This window comes from Nocardioides sp. NPDC000445 (assembly GCF_040300245.1).
Classification (GTDB): Bacteria; Actinomycetota; Actinomycetes; order Propionibacteriales; family Nocardioidaceae; genus Nocardioides.
On record NZ_JBEPDH010000001.1, the window covers coordinates 438425 to 455513 of the forward strand.

General features: G+C 70.4%; 14 protein-coding genes. 3 read left to right on the top strand and 11 right to left on the bottom strand.

The window, feature by feature from the left end:
• Positions 1–4 precede the first annotated feature (4 nt).
• The 7 genes from ABT304_RS02050 to ABT304_RS02080 all read right to left on the bottom strand — a co-directional run bounded on the left by ABT304_RS02050 (position 5) and on the right by ABT304_RS02080 (position 5902).
• Complete coding sequence (locus ABT304_RS02050; protein ID WP_350713120.1) at positions 5–412, bottom strand: hypothetical protein; 408 nt, start codon at positions 410–412, stop codon at positions 5–7.
• 51 nt (positions 413–463) lie between these two features.
• Entirely contained in the window at positions 464–1369 is a 906-nt protein-coding gene (locus tag ABT304_RS02055) for a phosphotransferase family protein (protein WP_350713121.1), read from the bottom strand.
• A gap of 24 nt (positions 1370–1393) precedes the next feature.
• On the bottom strand, positions 1394–2602 hold the full coding sequence (locus tag ABT304_RS02060; RefSeq protein WP_350713202.1) for a phospholipase D-like domain-containing protein: 1209 nt from the start codon (positions 2600–2602) through the stop codon (positions 1394–1396).
• Between the two features lie 301 nt (positions 2603–2903).
• The gene (locus tag ABT304_RS02065; RefSeq protein WP_350713122.1) at positions 2904–3857 is read right to left on the bottom strand and encodes an electron transfer flavoprotein subunit alpha/FixB family protein; all 954 of its coding nucleotides are present in this window, start codon (positions 3855–3857) and stop codon (positions 2904–2906) included.
• Between the two features lie 21 nt (positions 3858–3878).
• Positions 3879–4670 (bottom strand): electron transfer flavoprotein subunit beta/FixA family protein, encoded by a 792-nt coding sequence (locus ABT304_RS02070; RefSeq protein WP_350713123.1) that lies wholly within the window; start codon positions 4668–4670, stop codon positions 3879–3881.
• A gap of 111 nt (positions 4671–4781) precedes the next feature.
• Entirely contained in the window at positions 4782–5117 is a 336-nt protein-coding gene (locus ABT304_RS02075) for a hypothetical protein (RefSeq protein WP_350713124.1), read from the bottom strand.
• 5 nt (positions 5118–5122) lie between these two features.
• Positions 5123–5902: an enoyl-CoA hydratase/isomerase family protein gene (locus ABT304_RS02080; RefSeq protein ID WP_350713125.1), complete on the bottom strand. Its 780-nt coding sequence runs from the start codon at positions 5900–5902 to the stop codon at positions 5123–5125.
• A gap of 140 nt (positions 5903–6042) precedes the next feature.
• Here ABT304_RS02080 and ABT304_RS02085 point away from each other — a divergent pair, with 140 nt between their 5' ends.
• Positions 6043–9453, top strand: a complete 3411-nt coding sequence (locus ABT304_RS02085; RefSeq protein WP_350713126.1) for a M36 family metallopeptidase — start codon at positions 6043–6045, stop codon at positions 9451–9453.
• Positions 9454–9543: 90 nt separating this feature from the next.
• On the top strand, positions 9544–10587 hold the full coding sequence (locus ABT304_RS02090; protein WP_350713127.1) for an NAD(P)-dependent alcohol dehydrogenase: 1044 nt from the start codon (positions 9544–9546) through the stop codon (positions 10585–10587).
• Here ABT304_RS02090 and ABT304_RS02095 read toward each other — a convergent pair.
• Positions 10584–11774 carry an MFS transporter gene (locus ABT304_RS02095; RefSeq protein ID WP_350713128.1) on the bottom strand — a complete coding sequence of 397 codons (1191 nt, stop codon included), beginning with the start codon at positions 11772–11774 and terminating at the stop codon, positions 10584–10586. The two genes, ABT304_RS02090 and ABT304_RS02095, sit on opposite strands and share 4 nt — an antisense overlap.
• Before the next feature lie 69 nt (positions 11775–11843).
• The gene (locus ABT304_RS02100) at positions 11844–12743 is read right to left on the bottom strand and encodes an RNA polymerase sigma-70 factor (protein WP_350713129.1); all 900 of its coding nucleotides are present in this window, start codon (positions 12741–12743) and stop codon (positions 11844–11846) included.
• 161 nt (positions 12744–12904) lie between these two features.
• Here ABT304_RS02100 and ABT304_RS02105 point away from each other — a divergent pair, with 161 nt between their 5' ends.
• On the top strand, positions 12905–13648 hold the full coding sequence (locus ABT304_RS02105; RefSeq protein WP_350713130.1) for an NUDIX domain-containing protein: 744 nt from the start codon (positions 12905–12907) through the stop codon (positions 13646–13648).
• A gap of 7 nt (positions 13649–13655) precedes the next feature.
• Here the strand turns inward: ABT304_RS02105 and ABT304_RS02110 are convergent, their stop codons facing one another.
• Complete coding sequence (locus ABT304_RS02110) at positions 13656–15719, bottom strand: glycosylhydrolase-like jelly roll fold domain-containing protein (protein ID WP_350713131.1); 2064 nt, start codon at positions 15717–15719, stop codon at positions 13656–13658.
• A complete protein-coding gene (locus ABT304_RS02115; RefSeq protein ID WP_350713132.1) occupies positions 15614–17080 on the bottom strand; it encodes a hypothetical protein in 1467 nt (488 codons plus the stop codon). Before ABT304_RS02115 ends, ABT304_RS02110 begins: the two co-directional genes overlap by 106 nt.
• Positions 17081–17089: the final 9 nt, after the last annotated feature.

Genomic DNA, 17089 nt, shown 5'->3' on the forward strand with positions numbered 1-17089 from the left:
GGGGTCAGTCCTCGTCACCGAGTCCCAGCAGGACGCCGAGACCTCCGAGCGGGTCGAACGGGCTCTCGGACGGCTCAGGCGTCGCCATCGGCTCGCCGCTCCCCGATCCGGAGGCCGAGGGCCGAACCTTGCGCGGCGCCTTCACCGGCGTCGGCTCGGGCGCGCCCGTCGGTCGCGCCGAGGGTGACTCGCGCCTGTCCTGCTTCGCCGCAGCGGACGGCGAGGTGCTCGCCGCAGGCTCGGACTCGGTCATCGCCGGGTAGTCCACCGGCGGCCGGTAGGACTTCCGGACGTACGCGATCCCCGATGTCGCACCTGCGAACAGCGCCGACAGCACGAGCGCCGAGATCCAGGGCGTCCAGCCACGCCACCAACTTCCGGCGGGGCCCCGAGCCCCGTCGAACTCACTCACTCCCACAACCATCCCCCAGGTTGCGCCGGCACCGTCCGGCGCGCTCCGATCCTAGCCGCGATCGGCGCCCTCCGGGGCGGTGTGGACATCCCCGGATCGGGCGATCTCGAGCAGGAGGTCGTGTGCCCGGGCGGCCACCGGATTGGCGGTACGCCGCGCCCCGAGCTCGACCAGCGCGACCAGGTCCGCGGCCCGGGCCAGCTCGAGAGCATCCGTGGCGCTGCCCCCACGCACCGCGACGTAGCCCTCCAGCACCCCCGAGACGTACGCCACCCCACGATCGAAGCGCACCAGGTTGCCGAGGTCGGCGAACGGTGAGCCGGCGTGGGCGAACTCCCAGTCCAGCACCGCGCGCACGCGTAGCGTCTCCGGGTCCACGATGAGGTTCTTGGGGTTGAGGTCGCTGTGCACCAGGCTCACCCGGGAGACCGTGTCGAGCAGGTCCTGGGCGTCGGCGGCCACGTCCCGCAGACCCTCCAGGTCGGCCGGTGACCAGTCGAGACGCTCGGCGTACGACTCGACCCACTCGGTCAGGTCCAGGGCGAACGTCTCGACCCGCAGGTCCTTGTCGGCGAAGGTCCCGGCGGTCAGGAAGGGCATCCCGGCGAGGGTGCCCGCGACCTCTCCGAAGCCACGCCCGAGCCTGCCCTGCTGCGCGTCGTCCAGGTCGGGGAGCAGCAGGTCGCCGCGTACGCCCTCGACGAACTCGGTCACCAGCAGCGCGGGCGTGCCCGTGGCCGGGTCGGCGCGGCGTACCTCCAGGACGTCCGGGACCGGGACGAGGCCCCGCACCAGACGGTGCAGGGCCTCGTGGACCTCCGCGGCCTGCGGGTGGTGGCGCGGGTCGGCGAAGACCCGCACGACCGACCTCTCCCCGCCTGCCTCTGCCAGGAACGTCTCGCCCGACCAGCCGCCGTCGAGCGGCCGAAGGCCCCCACCGAGTTCACCGAAGCTCACCCGGCGAGGGTAGCGGCCCGACGGTCAGGCGCAGGGGCGGGTCTTCGGCTCCAGGTAGATGCGGTGCGTGGCCCGCGGGCTGTCCCACATCTTGTTGAATCGGGCGGTGTAGGCGGTGTAGTAGCTCTTCGAGGTGAACCGGAAGGTGACCTCGTCGTTGCTGAACGACGGCGGCGACCAGTTCTCCGAGCCGGTCCAGACGCTGTAGGTGCCCCGGTCCGCGAATCGGCCGTTGACGCTCATCCACTTGTAGTGGGAGTAGCAGCGCGAGCCGTAGACGATGTTGTCGCCGCTGGTCGACTTCTTCTGGCCCCAGTCCCAGGCGGCGTCGCGCGCCGGGATGCCGACCGCCCTCAGCTTGCGGTAGACCACGTTGCTGGTGACCGAGCCGATCACCCGGACCACGCAGCCGCGCTTCTTCAGCCGGACGACCTCGTCGGCGATGCGCTCACCACGGCGGCCGTACCAGGCGTACATGTGGATCCGCAGGATCGTCTTGCCCTTGGTGCCGTAGCCGCTCGGCGCGCTGCAGCCGATCAGCCGCAGTCGGTCGATGACCCGGTCGCCGGTGCCGCGGGCGTAGATCTCGTCGCTGGTGGTGCCTGGACGCGTGCGCTGGAAGCCGACGGAGGTGCCGCCACCGGACCACGACACGTAGCGCGGCGTGGCCTTCCGGTCCGCCTTGAGCTCGCTGAACATCCGCAGCCAGGTCTTCCACAGGCTGTCGTTGGCGTAGATCGTCTGGGCGTCGTTCCACTGCGAACCGGCCGCGCCGCCACCGAGGTTGCCGGAGCTGTTGATGATGACGTTGCGCTTGGCGCCGATCTGGGTGAACGAGTGGATCTTGATGTGCAGGTTGCCGGTGTCATAGCCGCGGCAGGCGCCGGCGCAGCCGTAGATGAAGCTCGGCCGGGAGCGCCGGGTGCCGAGCTGGGCGGCCAGATTCCGCTCCCCGCTGCTCCACATCTTCCGGTTGACCAGGATCTGCACGTGCACCCCGCGCTTGTGCGCGGCGATGAGGTGCTTGACGGTGTCGGCGCGGTCCAGGTTGTAGGTGACGAACCGGATGTAGGAGCCCTTGGCCGCGTAGCGGATGCTGTTGTTGATCCGGTGGACGATGAAGTTGCGCTGCGTCGCGTCGCCGGTCGGGTTGTTGAAGAACGGCCCCGCCGGCGGCGTCCAGGTCGCCGCGGTCGCCGGTGTCGAGACCACGGACATCGTCGCGATGACCATGGCCGCCACGCAGCCAGCCACAGCCGAAGCGATCGAGATCTTCCGGGTCGTCCTCGACCTCAGCGCATTCACCCACATGCGGCCGGACTATACCCAGCGACGTATGGCCCGCAACGACAATTCCCAGAACAAGATGCCAAACCGAAAGAAACCCGCCTCCGAGCCGTGCTCGGAGGCGGGTTTTCGGGACGTACGTCACACGCACATGAGGTCGGTCTCGACCCGCGGTCACAGCCTCGCAAGCTCGGCTGTGCGCTCGCTCGACCCCTTCGGGTTTGTCCGGCGCAAGCGCCGGACAACCTCAGGCCTTAGCCGCCTTCACAGCCTCGGTGACGGCGGGGAGGACGGTGTGCAGATCGCCCACCACACCGAAGTCGACGAGCTCGAAGATCGGTGCCTCCTCGTCCTTGTTGACCGCGACGATGGTCTTCGAGGTCTGCATACCGGCACGGTGCTGGATCGCACCGGAGATCCCGTTGGCCACGTAGAGCTGCGGGGAGACGGTCTTACCGGTCTGGCCGACCTGGAAGGTGTGCGGCATCCAGCCGGAGTCGACCGCGGCACGCGAGGCACCGACAGCTGCACCGAGCGCATCGGCGAGACCCTCGACGGCGGAGAAGTCACCGCCGGTGCCACGACCACCGGAGACCACGATCGCGGCCTCGGTGAGCTCGGGGCGGCCGGAGGCCTTACGCGGCTGGGAGGCCACGATCTGGGCGGTCTTGGCGGCGTCGGAGATGGTCACCTCGAACGGGGTGACCGCGGCGGCGCCGGCCTTCTCGACCGGGGCGGCCGAGTTGGGCTTGACCGTGATGATCGGGGTGCCCTTGGTGACCTTGCCCTTGACCGTGAAGTTGCCGGCGAAGACCGACTGGGTCGCCACACCGGACTCATCCAGGTCGACCGCGTCGGTGATCAGACCGGAGTCGAGCTTGATCGCCAGCCGGGCGGCGACCTCCTTGTTCTCCGCGGAGGAGGGCAGCAGGATCGCGGCCGGGGAGGCGGTGCCGGCCAGCTGCGCGAGCGCCTCGGCCTTCGGGGCCACCAGGTAGCCCTTGATCTGGGCGTCGTCGATGACGTACACCTTCTCGGCGCCGTAGCCCTTCACGGCCTCCGCGGCACCAGCGGCACCGTCGGCGCCACCGATGTAGACGGCGGAGGGCTCGCCGAGCTTGGCGGCCAGGGTGAGCAGCTCGTAGGTCGGCTTCTTGACCTGACCACCCACGTGGTCGATGAGAACGAGAACTTCAGCCATGATTCAGAATCCTTCCCGGCCTCAGATGAACTTCTTGGACGCGAGGAACTCGGCCAGCGCCTTGGCGCCCGAGCCGTCCTCGTCGGTGACGATCTCGCCGGCGGTGCGCGGCGGGCGGGCCGCCGTCTCCTCGACCGCGGTGTAGGCGGCACCCAGACCCACCTGGGCGGCGTCGACACCGAGGTCGGCCAGCGACCACGTCTCCAGCGGCTTCTTCTTGGCCGCCATGATGCCCTTGAACGACGGGTAACGCGCCTCACCGGACTGGTCGGTGACCGAGAGGACCAGCGGCAGCGTGCCGCCGATGACCTCGGTGGCCACGTCACCGTCACGCTTGATCCGGATCTGGTCGCCCTGGGTCTCCACGACCGAGGCCAGGGTGACCTGCGGCAGACCGAGGCGCTCGGCCAGCATCGCCGGGACGACGCTCATGCCGGCGTCGGTCGAGGCCAGACCGCCGACCACGAGGTCGACCGGACCGAGCTTCTCGATCGCCTTGGCCAGCACCAGCGAGGTGGCGATGGAGTCCGAGCCGGCGATCGCGTCGTCGACGACGTGGACGCCCTTGTCGGCACCCATCTGCAGCGCCTTGCGCACAGCGGCCTCGGCGGCCTCCGGACCAACGGTCAGCGCGGTGACGGTGATCTCCTCACCCTCGCGCTTCTCCTTGATCTGCAACGACTGCTCGACGGCGTACTCATCGAGCTCGGAGAGCAGACCGTCGACGTTCACGCGGTCGACGGTGAAGTCGTCCTCGAACTGCCGGTCCGCGGTCGCGTCCGGCACGTACTTCACAAGCACAACAATGTTCATGATGGTGCGGCCTTGCCGGCCCCTCCTGGAATGGTCGTAGTTCGCCAGCGATGTTACCCGTCAGTCACATACGGATGACAGGTGCCTACGCGTTGAGAATGTCACATGGGCTCAGGGCCGGATCACACCGGCCACGATGCGGCCGACGATCAGCCACGCCAGCGCACCGATGCCCCAGTTGAAGAGCGCGTTCTTGATCTCGGCGTCCTCACCGCTGAACTGCTTGATGCCGTTCTCCCGTGAGAACAGGCCGAGGTCGGCGATGTCGGCGAGGTCGAGGATGAACGCCACGAGGGTGTTGTCCTGGTTCGCCTTGAGCGCGATCAGCAGCGCTCCGATCGCCAGCGCCAGCGCGGCGAGCAGCGCGATCGCCCAGACGATCCTGGAGGCGTAGGAACGGATGGTGTGGACGATGCCCGGGCCGGTGGACGTCTTGGTGTCGGACACGCGGTTCACTTCCCTTCGAAGTTGGCTTTGCCGGGGCCGTTCTCCAGGAACGATGCCATCCCGGTCTGGGAGTCCTTCGTCGCGAACACGCCGGCGAACTGCTGCTGCTCGATGGCCAGCCCGGTGGCGAGGTCCACCCCGAGCCCCTTGTCGATCGCCGTCTTCGCCGCCGCCAGAGCGTACGGTGCCGCCTTCTTGAACTGGCTCGCCCACGCGAGCGCCTCCTCATAGACCGAGGCCGCCGGTACGAGCCGGTCGGCCAAGCCGATTGCAAGCGCCTCGTCTGCCTTGACGAAGCGGCCCGAGAAGATCAGATCCTTGGCCTTGGACGGCCCGACCAGCCGTGCCAGCCGCTGGGTGCCGCCGGCACCGGGGATGATTCCGAGCAGGACCTCCGGCTGACCGAAGGTCGCGTCGTCGGCGGCGATGCGGAAGTCGGCCGCGAGCGCCAGCTCGCAGCCTCCACCCAGCGCGTAGCCGGTCACCGCGGCCACCACCGGCTTCGGGATCTCCGCGACGGCCGTCACCGCGGCCTGCACGCCCGCGACCCGCTTGGCCATCTCGGAGTAGGAGAGGCCGGCCATCTCCTTGACATCGTTGCCGGCGGCGAAGAGCCTCTCGCCGCCGTAGACCACGACCGCGCGTACGTCATCGTCGGCTGCCGCCTCGGTCGCGACCTCGAGCAGCTCGGCCTGCACCTGGAAGCTGATCGCGTTCATCTTCGGCCGGTCGAGGCGGATCGTGCCGACGCCGTCCTCGACGGCGAGGTTGACGAAGTCACCCATCGTGGCGCTCCCCTGTCTGTGAAGGCGGTTACATGTGTCCGGAACACTATCGGGTGCCTTCCGCCTCTTGTCTGCCGGTTCGCGGTACAGGCGTTGCGTGTATCGCGTAACCCGCGCCGGTAAAGGGACGTTTCAATAACATGACCGATATTCGTTCCAGTCGCGCCAGGGTGAGCCTCGGTGCCGCGCTGAGCATCGCCCTCGGCGCTTTCGTGCTGGTGACGCCGGTCTCGGGTGCCGCGCTCTCCACCACTGATGACACTGCCACCACGGCCGACGTGTCCCGCTCCGGCGGGCTGCTCGGTCACGAGGCCGATGCCGGCCTGGACGTACGCGACCGCGTGCTGCCCACCTCAGCCCAGGAGTCCGCGGCCCAGGCCCTGGACGCCGTCGACATCCGCTGGAACGCCCACGGGACGCCGACCTCGCTGATCACCGCCGACGGCGTGCTGGCCACGGCCGGCTCCTCGGACCCGGTCACCGCTGCCCGGGGCTTCCTCGCCGACAACGCGGCGGTCTTCGGGCTCACCGCGGCTCAGCTGGGTGACCTCGAGCTCGTCAGCGACCAGAAGCTGGCCGACGGGGGCGGTCATGCCGTGCTCTTCCGGCAGACCTACGACGGCCTGTCCGCCGCCACGGAGGGGATGGTCACCGTGGGCGTCGCCGACGGCGCCATCACCTATGTCTCCTCCTCGCTGTCCAAGGTGACCGGCTCCCCGGCGAAGGCCGAGCTCACCCCGACCGAGGCGTGGCTGAAGGCGGCGGCCTCGGCCGGACGCCCGATCTCCGGGTCGAAGGTCGGCGAGATCGTCACCGACGCCGCCGCGAAGCTGACCGACTGGACCAAGCTGACGGTCCCCGGCCTGGCGACCGACCAGCTGGTGCGGCTGCGGGCACTCCCCGTCCCCGGCGAGGGCGTACGTCCTGTCTTCCAGGCCACCGTCGTCGACTCCGCCGCCGCCACCCTCCTGGGGCAGACGGTGCTGGTCGACGCGGTCACCGGCGAGGTGCTCCTGCGCCGCGACAACGTCGACCACGAGAACGACGTCGAGGGCCCGTTCACCGGCACCGCGCTCGGGGCCTGCGGCCCGAAGCACACCTTCGAGATCTCCGACGACAAGACCCGCACCCTGGCCGCGGTCGCGATCGGGCTGCCGACGGACGACTTCACCGTGAAGCTGTTCGCTCCTGATGGGAAGCTGCTCGTGGAGGGTGACCTGCTCACCAGCCCTGAGACCGCGACCTACACCGCCGAGAGGATCGACCCCGGGACGTACGCGGTCCAGGTCTGTCCCTTCGACGACTCGCTCCTCGTCGGCAGCTACACGGTGACCGTCGCGTCCTCCGATGCCAGCGCGGAGACCGGTGACCTGCCGGGCAGCAACCCGCGCTGGTCCTACTTCCCCGGCACTCCCGACGCCGCCTCGACCGGCGGTGATGCGGTCCCGGCCAACGATGTGATCGCGTGCTGGACCAAGGTGGCCGAGTGCAGCGGGCCGGAGCTGAAGAGCCTGGCCAACGCCGGCCCGTGGGACACGCTGCTCAACACGACCGTCGGCGTGCCTTCGCTGACGACCATCGGCAACAACGCCAACACCCACGAGGGCTGGCTCTCGCCGCTGGCCGCCGGCGGCCTCGAGCAGGCGCCGATCTCGCCGGTGCGTGACTACACCGGCACGTTCACCGACGCCTGGAACAACTCCAAGTGCGCGCCCACCAACATGGTGCCGGGCGGCAACGACGTCAACTACGTCGTCGGCAACCTGTTCGCGAGCCACAACCGGATGCACGACTGGTCCTACTTCCTCGGCTTCACCGAGGCGAACTACAACCTGCAGACCGACAACCTGGGTCGCGGTGGACGTGGCCTCGACGCCGAGGTCGGCAACGCTCAGGCCGCAGCAGCCGACTCCCAGGTCGTGGAGCAGACCGGGCTGCTGACCGGTCGCAACAACGCCAACCAGCTCACCCTGATGGACGGCGTCCCGGGCATCACCAACCAGTACCTCTTCCAGCCCGCCGCCGGCGCCTTCTACGCGCCCTGCACCGACGGCTCGCTGGACTTCGGGATCGTCGGCCACGAGTACACCCACGCCATCTCCAACCGGATGGTCGGCGGGCCCGACGACGGCCTGACCTCGGAGCAGGGCGGCGCGATGGGTGAGTCGTGGAGCGACCTGGCCGCGGCCGAGCACATGTTCGCCCACGACCTCTACAACGGCGGCAGCCCGTGGGCCGTCGGCTCCTACGCCACCGGCAACACCGACGTCGCGATCCGTGACTTCGCGATCGACAAGAACCCTCTCAACTTCTCCGACTACGGCTTCGACAGCACCGGACCCGAGGTCCATGCCGACGGCGAGATCTGGAACGGCACGATGTGGTCGGTACGGAAGGCGCTGGTCGACAAGTACGACGCCACCTACCCCTACGCCGACAAGGCCCTGCAGCGGCGCTGCTCGGTCGGGACGACCACCGCCTCGCCGCTGGCCGCCGACAAGTGCCCCGGCAACCGCCGCTGGATCCAGCTGGTCTTCGACTCGTTCCTGCTCCAGCAAGGCGCGACCTCGATGCTGGACGCCCGCGACGCGTTCCTGGCCGCCGACCAGATGCGCTTCGGCGGCGCCAACCGCCAGGTGATCGCCGACGCGTTCGCCCGACGCGGCATGGGCCAGTACGCCACCACGACCGCCGACGACCACGAGCCGACCCCGAGCTTCGCCTCGCCGGCCTCGCGCAACGTCAAGGTCACCTTCACCGCACCGGCGCCCGGGAAGGTCTACGTCGGCCGCTTCGAGGCGCGGGCGACCCCGATCGCCGACACGCTCTCCAACACCGCGCTCGGGTCGGTGGCTCACTTCGTGCCGGGGACGTACGAGCTCCTCTACGTCTCCGCCACCGGTGGCGCCCAGCGCAAGACGGTCACGGTCTCCCCCGCGGAGATCACCAAGACCGTCTCGTTCACGACCGGGACCAACCTGGCCGCGGCCGCCAACGGGGCCAAGGTGCTCACCTCGACCGAGGGCTCGCGCAACCCGGCCGCCCTGATCGACGGCACCGAGGGCACCAACTGGGGCGGGGTGACCGCGGACAACGTGGACGCCACCACGCCCTCGATCGCCGTGGACCTCGCCGGTGGGACGCGCACGGTGAAGACGGTCAACGTCAGCGCCTACCTGTCGCCGGCCACCGACACCGACGCCGACTCAGGATCGCGCTTCACCGCGCTCCGGAAGTTCGCCCTGGAGGCGTGCGTCTCCGCGTGCGACACGGCCGGGGCGACCTGGAAGCGCTTCTACACCTCGGCCGACGACGCCTTCCCCGGAAAGCGCCCGAGGCCGGTCGCGCCCAACCTCAACCTGCGCACCTTCGACGTCCCCGACACCTCCGCCGCGGCGGTCCGTCTGGTGGCGTTGGAGAACCAGTGCACGGGCTATGCAGGCTACGCCGGTGAGCAGGACGCCGACCCGCTCACGACGACCGACTGCAAGACCGGCTCCGACCGCGGCACCATCGTCCACGCCGCCGAGCTGCAGGTCTTCGGGCTGTAGCCGGACCCGCATCTACCCTGGCGCCCGCACGGACGCCAGGGTAGAACGGGACGCAGGCGGGCGGGGGTCCTGCCGGTCTGGAGATCGACGATGAAGGCTCTGAGGTACGTCACGATCGGCGCTGCGCCGGAGATCAGCGAGGTTCCGGTGCCCGAGCCGGCACCGGGCCAGGTGCGGGTGAAGATCACCGCCGCCGGCGCCTGCCACTCCGACTCCTTCCTGATGGGCCTGCCGGAGGATGCCTGGCATTCGTTCGGTTACCCGCTGCCGATGACGCTCGGGCACGAGGGTGTCGGGGTCGTCGACGCCCTCGGCGACGGGGCGCACGGGATCGAGCCCGGTGAGCCGGTCGCGATCTACGGTCCGCAGGGTTGCGGCCGCTGCTACCCGTGCGCGCAGGGCAAGGAGAACTACTGCGAGCGCGCCGCCGAGCTCCACATCAGCCCGCCAGGGCTCGGCACCGACGGGACCATGGCCGAGTACGTGCTCGTGCCGGACGCCCGCCACCTGCTGCCACTCGGTGACCTCGACCCGGTCGCCAACGTGGCGCTCACCGACGCCGGCCTGACGCCCTACCACGCCATCAAGGGCTCCCTGCCCAAGCTGGTCGCCGGCTCGACCGCCGTCGTGATCGGCGCAGGCGGCCTCGGCCACGTCGCGATCCAGCTGCTGCGAGCCCTCTCCCCCGCGACCGTGATCGCACTCGACCTCAACGAGGACAAGCTCGCCCTGGCCACCGACGTAGGCGCCCACCACGCCTTCCTGTCCGACAAGACAGCCGCCGACAACATCCGCAAGGTAGTCGGCGCGCGCGGCGTCACCGCCGTCTTCGACTTCGTCGGTGCCCAGCCGACCGTCGACCTGGCCTCGTCCGTGATCGGTGTGGAGAGCGACCTGGTCATCGTCGGCGTCAACACCGCCAGCGCTCAGGTGGGCACGCTCTCCAAGCCGTACGACGCGGTGATCCGAGCTCCCTACTGGGGTTCGCGCTCGGAGCTGATGGAGGTCTTCGACCTCGCCCGCGCCGGGCTCGTGCACGTGGAGACGGAGCGGTTCTCCCTGGACGAGGCACCTGAGGCGTACCGGCGACTTCACGAGGGCACGCTTCGCGGCCGCGCCGTCGTCGTCCCCTAGTCCGGCCTCGCCGCAAACGCGGCTCCAGCAAGCAACGCAGCAACGACCACAGTCCCAGCAAGCACCCAGTAGAGCGCGTCATACCCGCCCAACACCGTCGCCAGCGCAGCCCCCACAGCAGGAGCAAGCGCACCAGCAACCCCAGCAGGAGCCGAGTAGACACCGTTGAGCGCGGCGTACCTCTCCGGCCCCCACACGTCACTGACGACGGTCGCAGCGATGAGCGTGTAGAGCCCGCGAGCGGTGCCGGTGAGCACCGCGACGACGATCATCACCCAGCCGACCGCAGGCAACAACGGAAGCAGCGCAACCGAGGCGGCGAACCAGAGCACTCCCCCGAGCATCCGGGCGCGGACACCGAAGCGCCGTGCGAGCATCGGATAGAACGCACGCCCCGCGACCTGGCCGGCGCCGCTGAGCCCGAGAGCCCAGGCGGCGGTGGTGGCGCTCAGCCCGTGCTCGACGAGGAACGGCACCAGGTGGACGATCGAGGCGAACACGGCCAACGAGACCAGCGTGCCCGCGAGGGTGAGCAGCACGAACCGGCTGCTGCGCAGCACGTCCCGGTCCCGCACAGGACGGCCGTCCTTGGCCGGAGCAGAAGGCTTCCAGGCGAGATCGAGCACGACGATGCTCGGCACGAACGTCAGCACGACGAAGGCGCCGGCCAGGATCACGTACGTCCATCGCCACTCCACCCACCCCGCCAGCGCATCGGTGAGCGGCGCGAAGATCGTCGAGGCGAATCCGCCGGCGAGGGTGAGCGTCGTGATCGCATCGACCCGCCGCGTACCGAACCAGTGGGTCAGCGCCGCGAAGGCCGGCGGGTAGAAGGTGCCGGCGGTCGAGAGCCCCACCAGCAGCCAGCCCAGCGCGAAGATCCAGTACGAGGGCGCGGCAGCGACCACGAGCAGCGACACCGCCCCCAGCAGACTGGCCCCAGCCATCACCCACCGCGGCCCGAAACGCTGGATGACCCGCCCGACGGGGATGCCCGCGACGGCGCCCACCAGCGTCCCGGCGGAGAAGGCGGTCGTGATCGCGGCCGCCGACCATCCGGTGGTGTCGACGATCCGCGGCTGCAGGACGGTGAAGGCGTAGTAGAGGACGCCGTACGCCGCGGTGACGGTCACGCAGAGCGTGACCAGCACCGCGAGCAGTGGCCGACCCTCGACCCGCTCTTCCATCGCCGACCTCCCAGCAGCAGCACGTAGGTCGTCACCCTTGCACGCGCCACCTCGGGGCCGGCGTCGGCCTCAGCGTTCCAGCTGGACCTGCTCGACGACGCCGCTGAGCTTGGAGGGGTTGCGTACGTAGTAGAGGCCGGTGACCTTGCCGTCCTCGACGTGCAGAGTGACGACGCCGTCGACTTCGTCGCCGAAGTAGACCAGCATCCCGGGGGCACGGTTGACGCTGGTCAGCTCGAACCTGGGGATGCCGAACTTCGTGGCCAGGCCCTCGAAGAACCGGAGCACCTTCTCGGCGCCGTGGATCGGCCTGCGGGCCGCCTGCACCACACCGCCGCCGTCGGAGAAGAGCACGACGTCGGGGGCGAGCACGTCCAGCAGCGACTGCAGGTCGCCGCCGGTCGCGGCGTCACGGAACCGCTCCAACGCGCGCCGCGCCTCGGCCGCCGAGACCGACTCGCGCGGCCGCCGCTCGGCGACGTGGTCGCGCGCCCGGTGGGCGATCTGCCGCACCGCGGCGGGCGACTTGTCCACCGCAGCCGCGATCTCGTCATAGCCCAGCGCGAAGACCTCGCGCAGCACGAAGACCGCGCGCTCGGTCGGCGAGAGGGTCTCCAGCACCAGCAGCACCGCGGTCGAGAGCGAGTCGGCGAGCTCGGCGTCCTCGGCGACGTCGGGCGCGGTCAGCAGCGGCTCGGGCAACCACGGGCCGACGTACGTCTCCTTGCGGCGCGAGAGCGTCCGGATGCGGTTGAGCGCGAGCCTGGTCGTGATCCGCACCAGATAGGCGCGGTGGTCGCGCACCTCCTCCAGCGGCACCTCGGCCCAGCGCAGCCAGGTCTCCTGGAGCACGTCCTCGGCGTCGGCGGCCGAGCCGAGCATCTCGTACGCCACCGTGAAGAGCAGGTTGCGGTGGGCGACGAAGACCTCGGTCGCGGCGCCCGCGCTCGCCCCCTCGGACTCACTCATGTGCCCGACCCTACCGACGCGGGAGTCAGCGGGTTCGCTGCCTTCGGAATCCTGAACGTGCTGGGCATCGGTGCCCTCCTGTGTCGTGGGATCGTCTCGTCACCCATCCAGACACCGACGACCCCCGGGCTGTGACAGGTCCGCCTCGCTAGGGTGGTCGCGTGAGCGAGCCAGAGACGACGACGGTGGCGGAGGGCGTTGCCCGGATCGAGTGGGCCGCGGGCGAGGCCGTCGATGTCGTACGCCGCGAGGTGGCCGCCGCGCTGCTCACCCATCATCGGGTGGAGGCGCTGGTCGACCCGGAGGACCCGTCCGAACAGCGCACCGCGACCTGGTCGGGACTTCACCGCGAGGGGCTGCTCCGCGGCGTGGCGGGCGGCAAGGACCGGATGATCTACGCCCGGGTCGCGAGCGATGCCCCGGTGGAGGCGCCCGAGGGCTTCCGGGCGCTGCTCAACTCGTTCCTCCCGCGCAAGCGCGCGATCGGGCAGATGCTGGTGCGCGACGCCGAGGAGCGCGTCCTGATGTGCCAGCTGACCTACAAGAAGGACTGGGACCTGCCCGGCGGCATCGTGGAGGTCGGCGAGTCGCCGAAGCTCGCCACCACCCGCGAGATCGAGGAGGAGCTCGCCCTCGTCCTCCCCGCCGGCGACCTGCTGCTGACCGACTGGCTGCCGCCGTGGGGCGGCTGGGACGACGCCGTCTGCCTGGTCTTCGACGGCGGCGTCCACCCGGCATCGATCGTCGAGCGCACCACCCTCCAGCCTCGCGAGATCCGCTCCGTGGCGTTCTGCACCCTCGACGAGGTCCGCGAGCGGGCCGCCGACTTCACCGCGCGCCGGGTCGAGGCCGCCCTGGCGGCGCTGAAGGGCGGCCCGACCTATACCGAGTCGGGCCGCCCCTAGCTCTGGCTCACCTCGACGCGGTCAACTCCGCGACGACCACCGCCCTCGGACGGAGGTTGACCGGCCCGAGCAGACCGGAGGTCGGCGGGACCTGGTTGGCCTTGCCGCGCTGGTTCAGCAGCGTGTTGGTGACCCGGACCTCGATCGTGTTGGCGCCGGCACGGAGCGCCTCGGTGGCGTCGATGACGTACGGACGCCACAGCGCCCGCGGCAGCACGACCCCGTTGATGGTGACCTGCGCGATGTCGCGCACCTCGCCGAGGTCGAGCAGCATCCGCCGTCCGGCCAGGTCGGCGGCGGTGACGTCGACGGAGGTGCGGTAGGTCGCGCTCCCGGAGAAGCGGGGGTCGATGGTCGTCCACGATCCCAGCGGCCGGGTCTGCTCCGTCTCGCCTTCCCGCTCGAGCTTCACCGTCCACGGACCGTCCAGCGCGATCGGCTGCAGCGCGTCGGTCGTCGTGGCCTCGCCGCGGTAGGTCCGCTGCCCGTCCTTGCCGGTGAGAGCCGTCGTCCCGGGCTCGTCGACCAAGACGGTCGCCTCGAGCGCCTTCCCGCTCCGGGTCACCGACTCGGCGACCTGGTCACCGACCAGGTGCGCGCCTGCCGTGGTGCCCTTCTGGAAGACGATCGCGAGCGTCTCGTAGGGGTCGAGGCGCAACGGCACGGTGGTCTCCTTGCTCCCGCCCTCGTCGTACGTCGCGGCGACCTCGGTGCTGCCGTCCCGCGGATCCCAGATCTCCGGCACACCGTCGACCGGGAGGGTCGCCGAGGTGGTGACGGCCTGGTCGCTCTCGTTGTTGACCAGGAACGCGACGTCCCCGTCCCGGCTGGTACGCAGCACCCGCACCGCCGGTGCGGCCGGGCTGAGCTCGGCGGCGGAGACACCGGCGGAAGCCGCGAGCCCACCGAGAGCGTCCGCGTCCGCGACGAGGGCGACGTGGCCCTCGCCGTGACGGGTCCACCCCGCCGAGGCGCCACCGAACAGCGAGCGCAGCTCCCGCTCCAGCTCCGCGCTCCGACCGCCGGCCTCGAGCTCGGGCAACGGCCCGACGGCCGCCACCCGGCCGCCGCCGCGTACGAACTTCTTCAGGGTCCGAGCCGTCTCCAGGTCCAGCACCGGTGTCGTCGGCAGCACGAGCATCCGGTAGCTCGCCTCGCCGACCTTCAGCACGCCGTCGTCGGAGCGCGCCTGATAGCGAGTGCCCGGATCACCGGACAGCGAACCGTCGCTGACCAGGTCGAAGTCGACCTGGCCGCGCTCGAGCGCGAAGGCGGCGCCGCTGAGGTGGTCGTCGAGCTCGTGCTCCGCGTCCGTCGACCTGGTCTGCTCCGCGGCCCGCTGCGGCTGGACCAGGGCGGTCCGGGCGAGCGAGTCGCCCCGGCCGAGCTCCATGACCCGGCCGATCCAGGCGTCGACGTCGCCCATCGCGTCCCAGTAGGTGCTGGCGGGCCCGAACGGCGGCGCGAAGTAGACCTGCTTCTCGTCGGTCCACATCGCGTGCAGCGCGGTGAAGTTGGCTCCCCGGGTGGCCAGAGCACCGATCGTGGCGTGCATGTACTCCGGCGCGACACCCCACCCGGAGTTGCCGAACACCTCCACCAGGGCACGCTCGGCGCCGCTCTGGTGGGCCGCCGAGGCGGCGTTGCGCATCAGGGTGGTCTGCTTGCCCGCGGTGTAGTCGGTGGTGATCATGTCGGTGCCGGGGACCTGGGCGTACTGGTTGTTCTTGGCCAGGTCGCCGGTGCTGTGCATCCGCTGCTGCGGGCCCTCTTCGTCGAGGAGCGGGTTGGTGATCAGCTGCAGCCCGTGCTCGCCCATCCAGGTGGCCTGGCGCTGGTAGTAGTTGGTCGCGAACGCGTCGTTGACCGCGCGCCAGTAGGTTCCGGCGTGCTGCTCACCGGTGCGGCCGAGCTGATCGGAGGCGGCGGCGTACGCGACGCCCGGGGACCCACCCGCGTCCTCGATCAGGTCCGCGAGACCATCGGACCAGGCGAGCCGCTTGAAGGGCCACGGCTCGGCCGAGGAGATGAACGGCTCGTCGTCCCAGAAGCCGGGCACCACCGAGCCCATCGCCCAGCCGAAGCGGCGCAGGTCTCGCCCTGCACCACCTCGAGCAGCCGGTCGGTCGCGTCGGGGTCGAGCAGATTGAGGTAGCCGCGGTGGTAGCCGCTGGTGTCGTCGACCAAGGTCGTGTGGGCGAAGGTGTCGACCTGCCATCGCCCCGCCGGCACCGACCAGGAGCCGTCCTCGAGGTTCGGAGTGAGCTCGACCAGGTCGCCGCCGTCGGGCGATCCCGTCGGGCGAGCCGCTGCCGCGACCGTGTCCTTCAGCCTGACCAGCGGGCCGCCGAAGTCGCCGATCGCCTCGCTGTCGTCGAAGGTCTCCGACCACAGCGCGGCCCCGGCCGGGTCGGTCACGGTCAGGTCGTTCCACTGCACGCGCTGAAGGCCCTCGACCGCGTCCTCGATCCCGACGCCACCGAACTCCGCGCTGACCGCCGGAGCACCCGCGGCGTACGTCGCGTCGACCGCCACCGGCTGGACGGTCTTGTTGATCACCGGCTGGATCCGGTCACCGGCGACGGTGACGCTGATCGTCTGCTCCCGACGTGGCGAGAATCCCGGCGTGTTCACGCCGGTGGTCAGCCGGGTCCGCGAGCCGCCATCGAGGCGCCAGACGCTGGCCTTGCCCTTCACGTCGACGTCGACGAGGTAGCCGCGGCTGCCGTCCTCGGAGGCGCGTACGACGAGCTGCGCGCCGGAGGCGGTCAGGGTGACCTTCCCGGTCGCGGTGTAGTCGCCCCAGGTCGCACCGGAGCTGATCGGGTGCGCGCCCTCGCGGATGGCCGCGTCCACGACGAGCCGTCCGCCTTCGACGCTGAGACCGCTGGACTCGGCCGGGTCGATCGTCGCCGGGCCTTCGACGACCCGCGTCGAGCGCTGCAGGGCCTTGAGCCGCAGCTCGGGGCTCGGCTCGTACGTCTTGTCCCCCACCGTGCCGCCGTTGGCGATGATTCCGCCGGCCTTGCCGCTGGGGAAGTTGCTGTCGTTGAACAGCCAGATCCTCATCCCGGTGCGCTGCGCCTCCCGCAGGACGTGCTCGACGATGTCGAACCAGGCGTCGGTGAAGAACGCCGGCTGCATCTTGTCGCCGCCGTAGGGGAAGAGGACCGCCTCGTAGACGCCCTTGTCGCGCATCTCCGCCATCTGCGCGTCGACGACGTCCGGGGTCACGTTGCCCGTCCAGTACCAGTAGAACGCCGGGCGGCTGTCGCTGGGCGGATCGGCGAAGGCCGCCGGATCGAAGCCGCGCGCCTCGGTCGCCGCCTCCGTCGCCTGGGTCGCCACCGCAGGATCGGTGGGTACGGCCCCGAGCGCGAGCGAGGTCGCCAGGGCCACGGTGCCGGCGAGAACGCCGGTGAGTCGGATCATTTTCTGCTC

What these genes read in the sequence shown, in the direction of transcription:
- ABT304_RS02115 (WP_350713132.1), bottom strand. Translation starts at nt 17,080, where the DNA reads ATGATCCGACTCACCGGCGTTCTCGCCGGCACCGTGGCCCTGGCGACC.
- ABT304_RS02090 (WP_350713127.1), top strand. Translation starts at nt 9,544, where the DNA reads ATGAAGGCTCTGAGGTACGTCACGATCGGCGCTGCGCCGGAGATCAGC.
- ABT304_RS02110 (WP_350713131.1), bottom strand. Translation starts at nt 15,719, where the DNA reads ATGGGCTCGGTGGTGCCCGGCTTCTGGGACGACGAGCCGTTCATCTCC.
- ABT304_RS02100 (WP_350713129.1), bottom strand. Translation starts at nt 12,743, where the DNA reads ATGAGTGAGTCCGAGGGGGCGAGCGCGGGCGCCGCGACCGAGGTCTTC.
- ABT304_RS02060 (WP_350713202.1), bottom strand. Translation starts at nt 2,602, where the DNA reads ATGGTCATCGCGACGATGTCCGTGGTCTCGACACCGGCGACCGCGGCG.
- ABT304_RS02080 (WP_350713125.1), bottom strand. Translation starts at nt 5,902, where the DNA reads ATGGGTGACTTCGTCAACCTCGCCGTCGAGGACGGCGTCGGCACGATC.
- ABT304_RS02070 (WP_350713123.1), bottom strand. Translation starts at nt 4,670, where the DNA reads ATGAACATTGTTGTGCTTGTGAAGTACGTGCCGGACGCGACCGCGGAC.
- ABT304_RS02085 (WP_350713126.1), top strand. Translation starts at nt 6,043, where the DNA reads ATGACCGATATTCGTTCCAGTCGCGCCAGGGTGAGCCTCGGTGCCGCG.
- ABT304_RS02095 (WP_350713128.1), bottom strand. Translation starts at nt 11,774, where the DNA reads ATGGAAGAGCGGGTCGAGGGTCGGCCACTGCTCGCGGTGCTGGTCACG.
- ABT304_RS02065 (WP_350713122.1), bottom strand. Translation starts at nt 3,857, where the DNA reads ATGGCTGAAGTTCTCGTTCTCATCGACCACGTGGGTGGTCAGGTCAAG.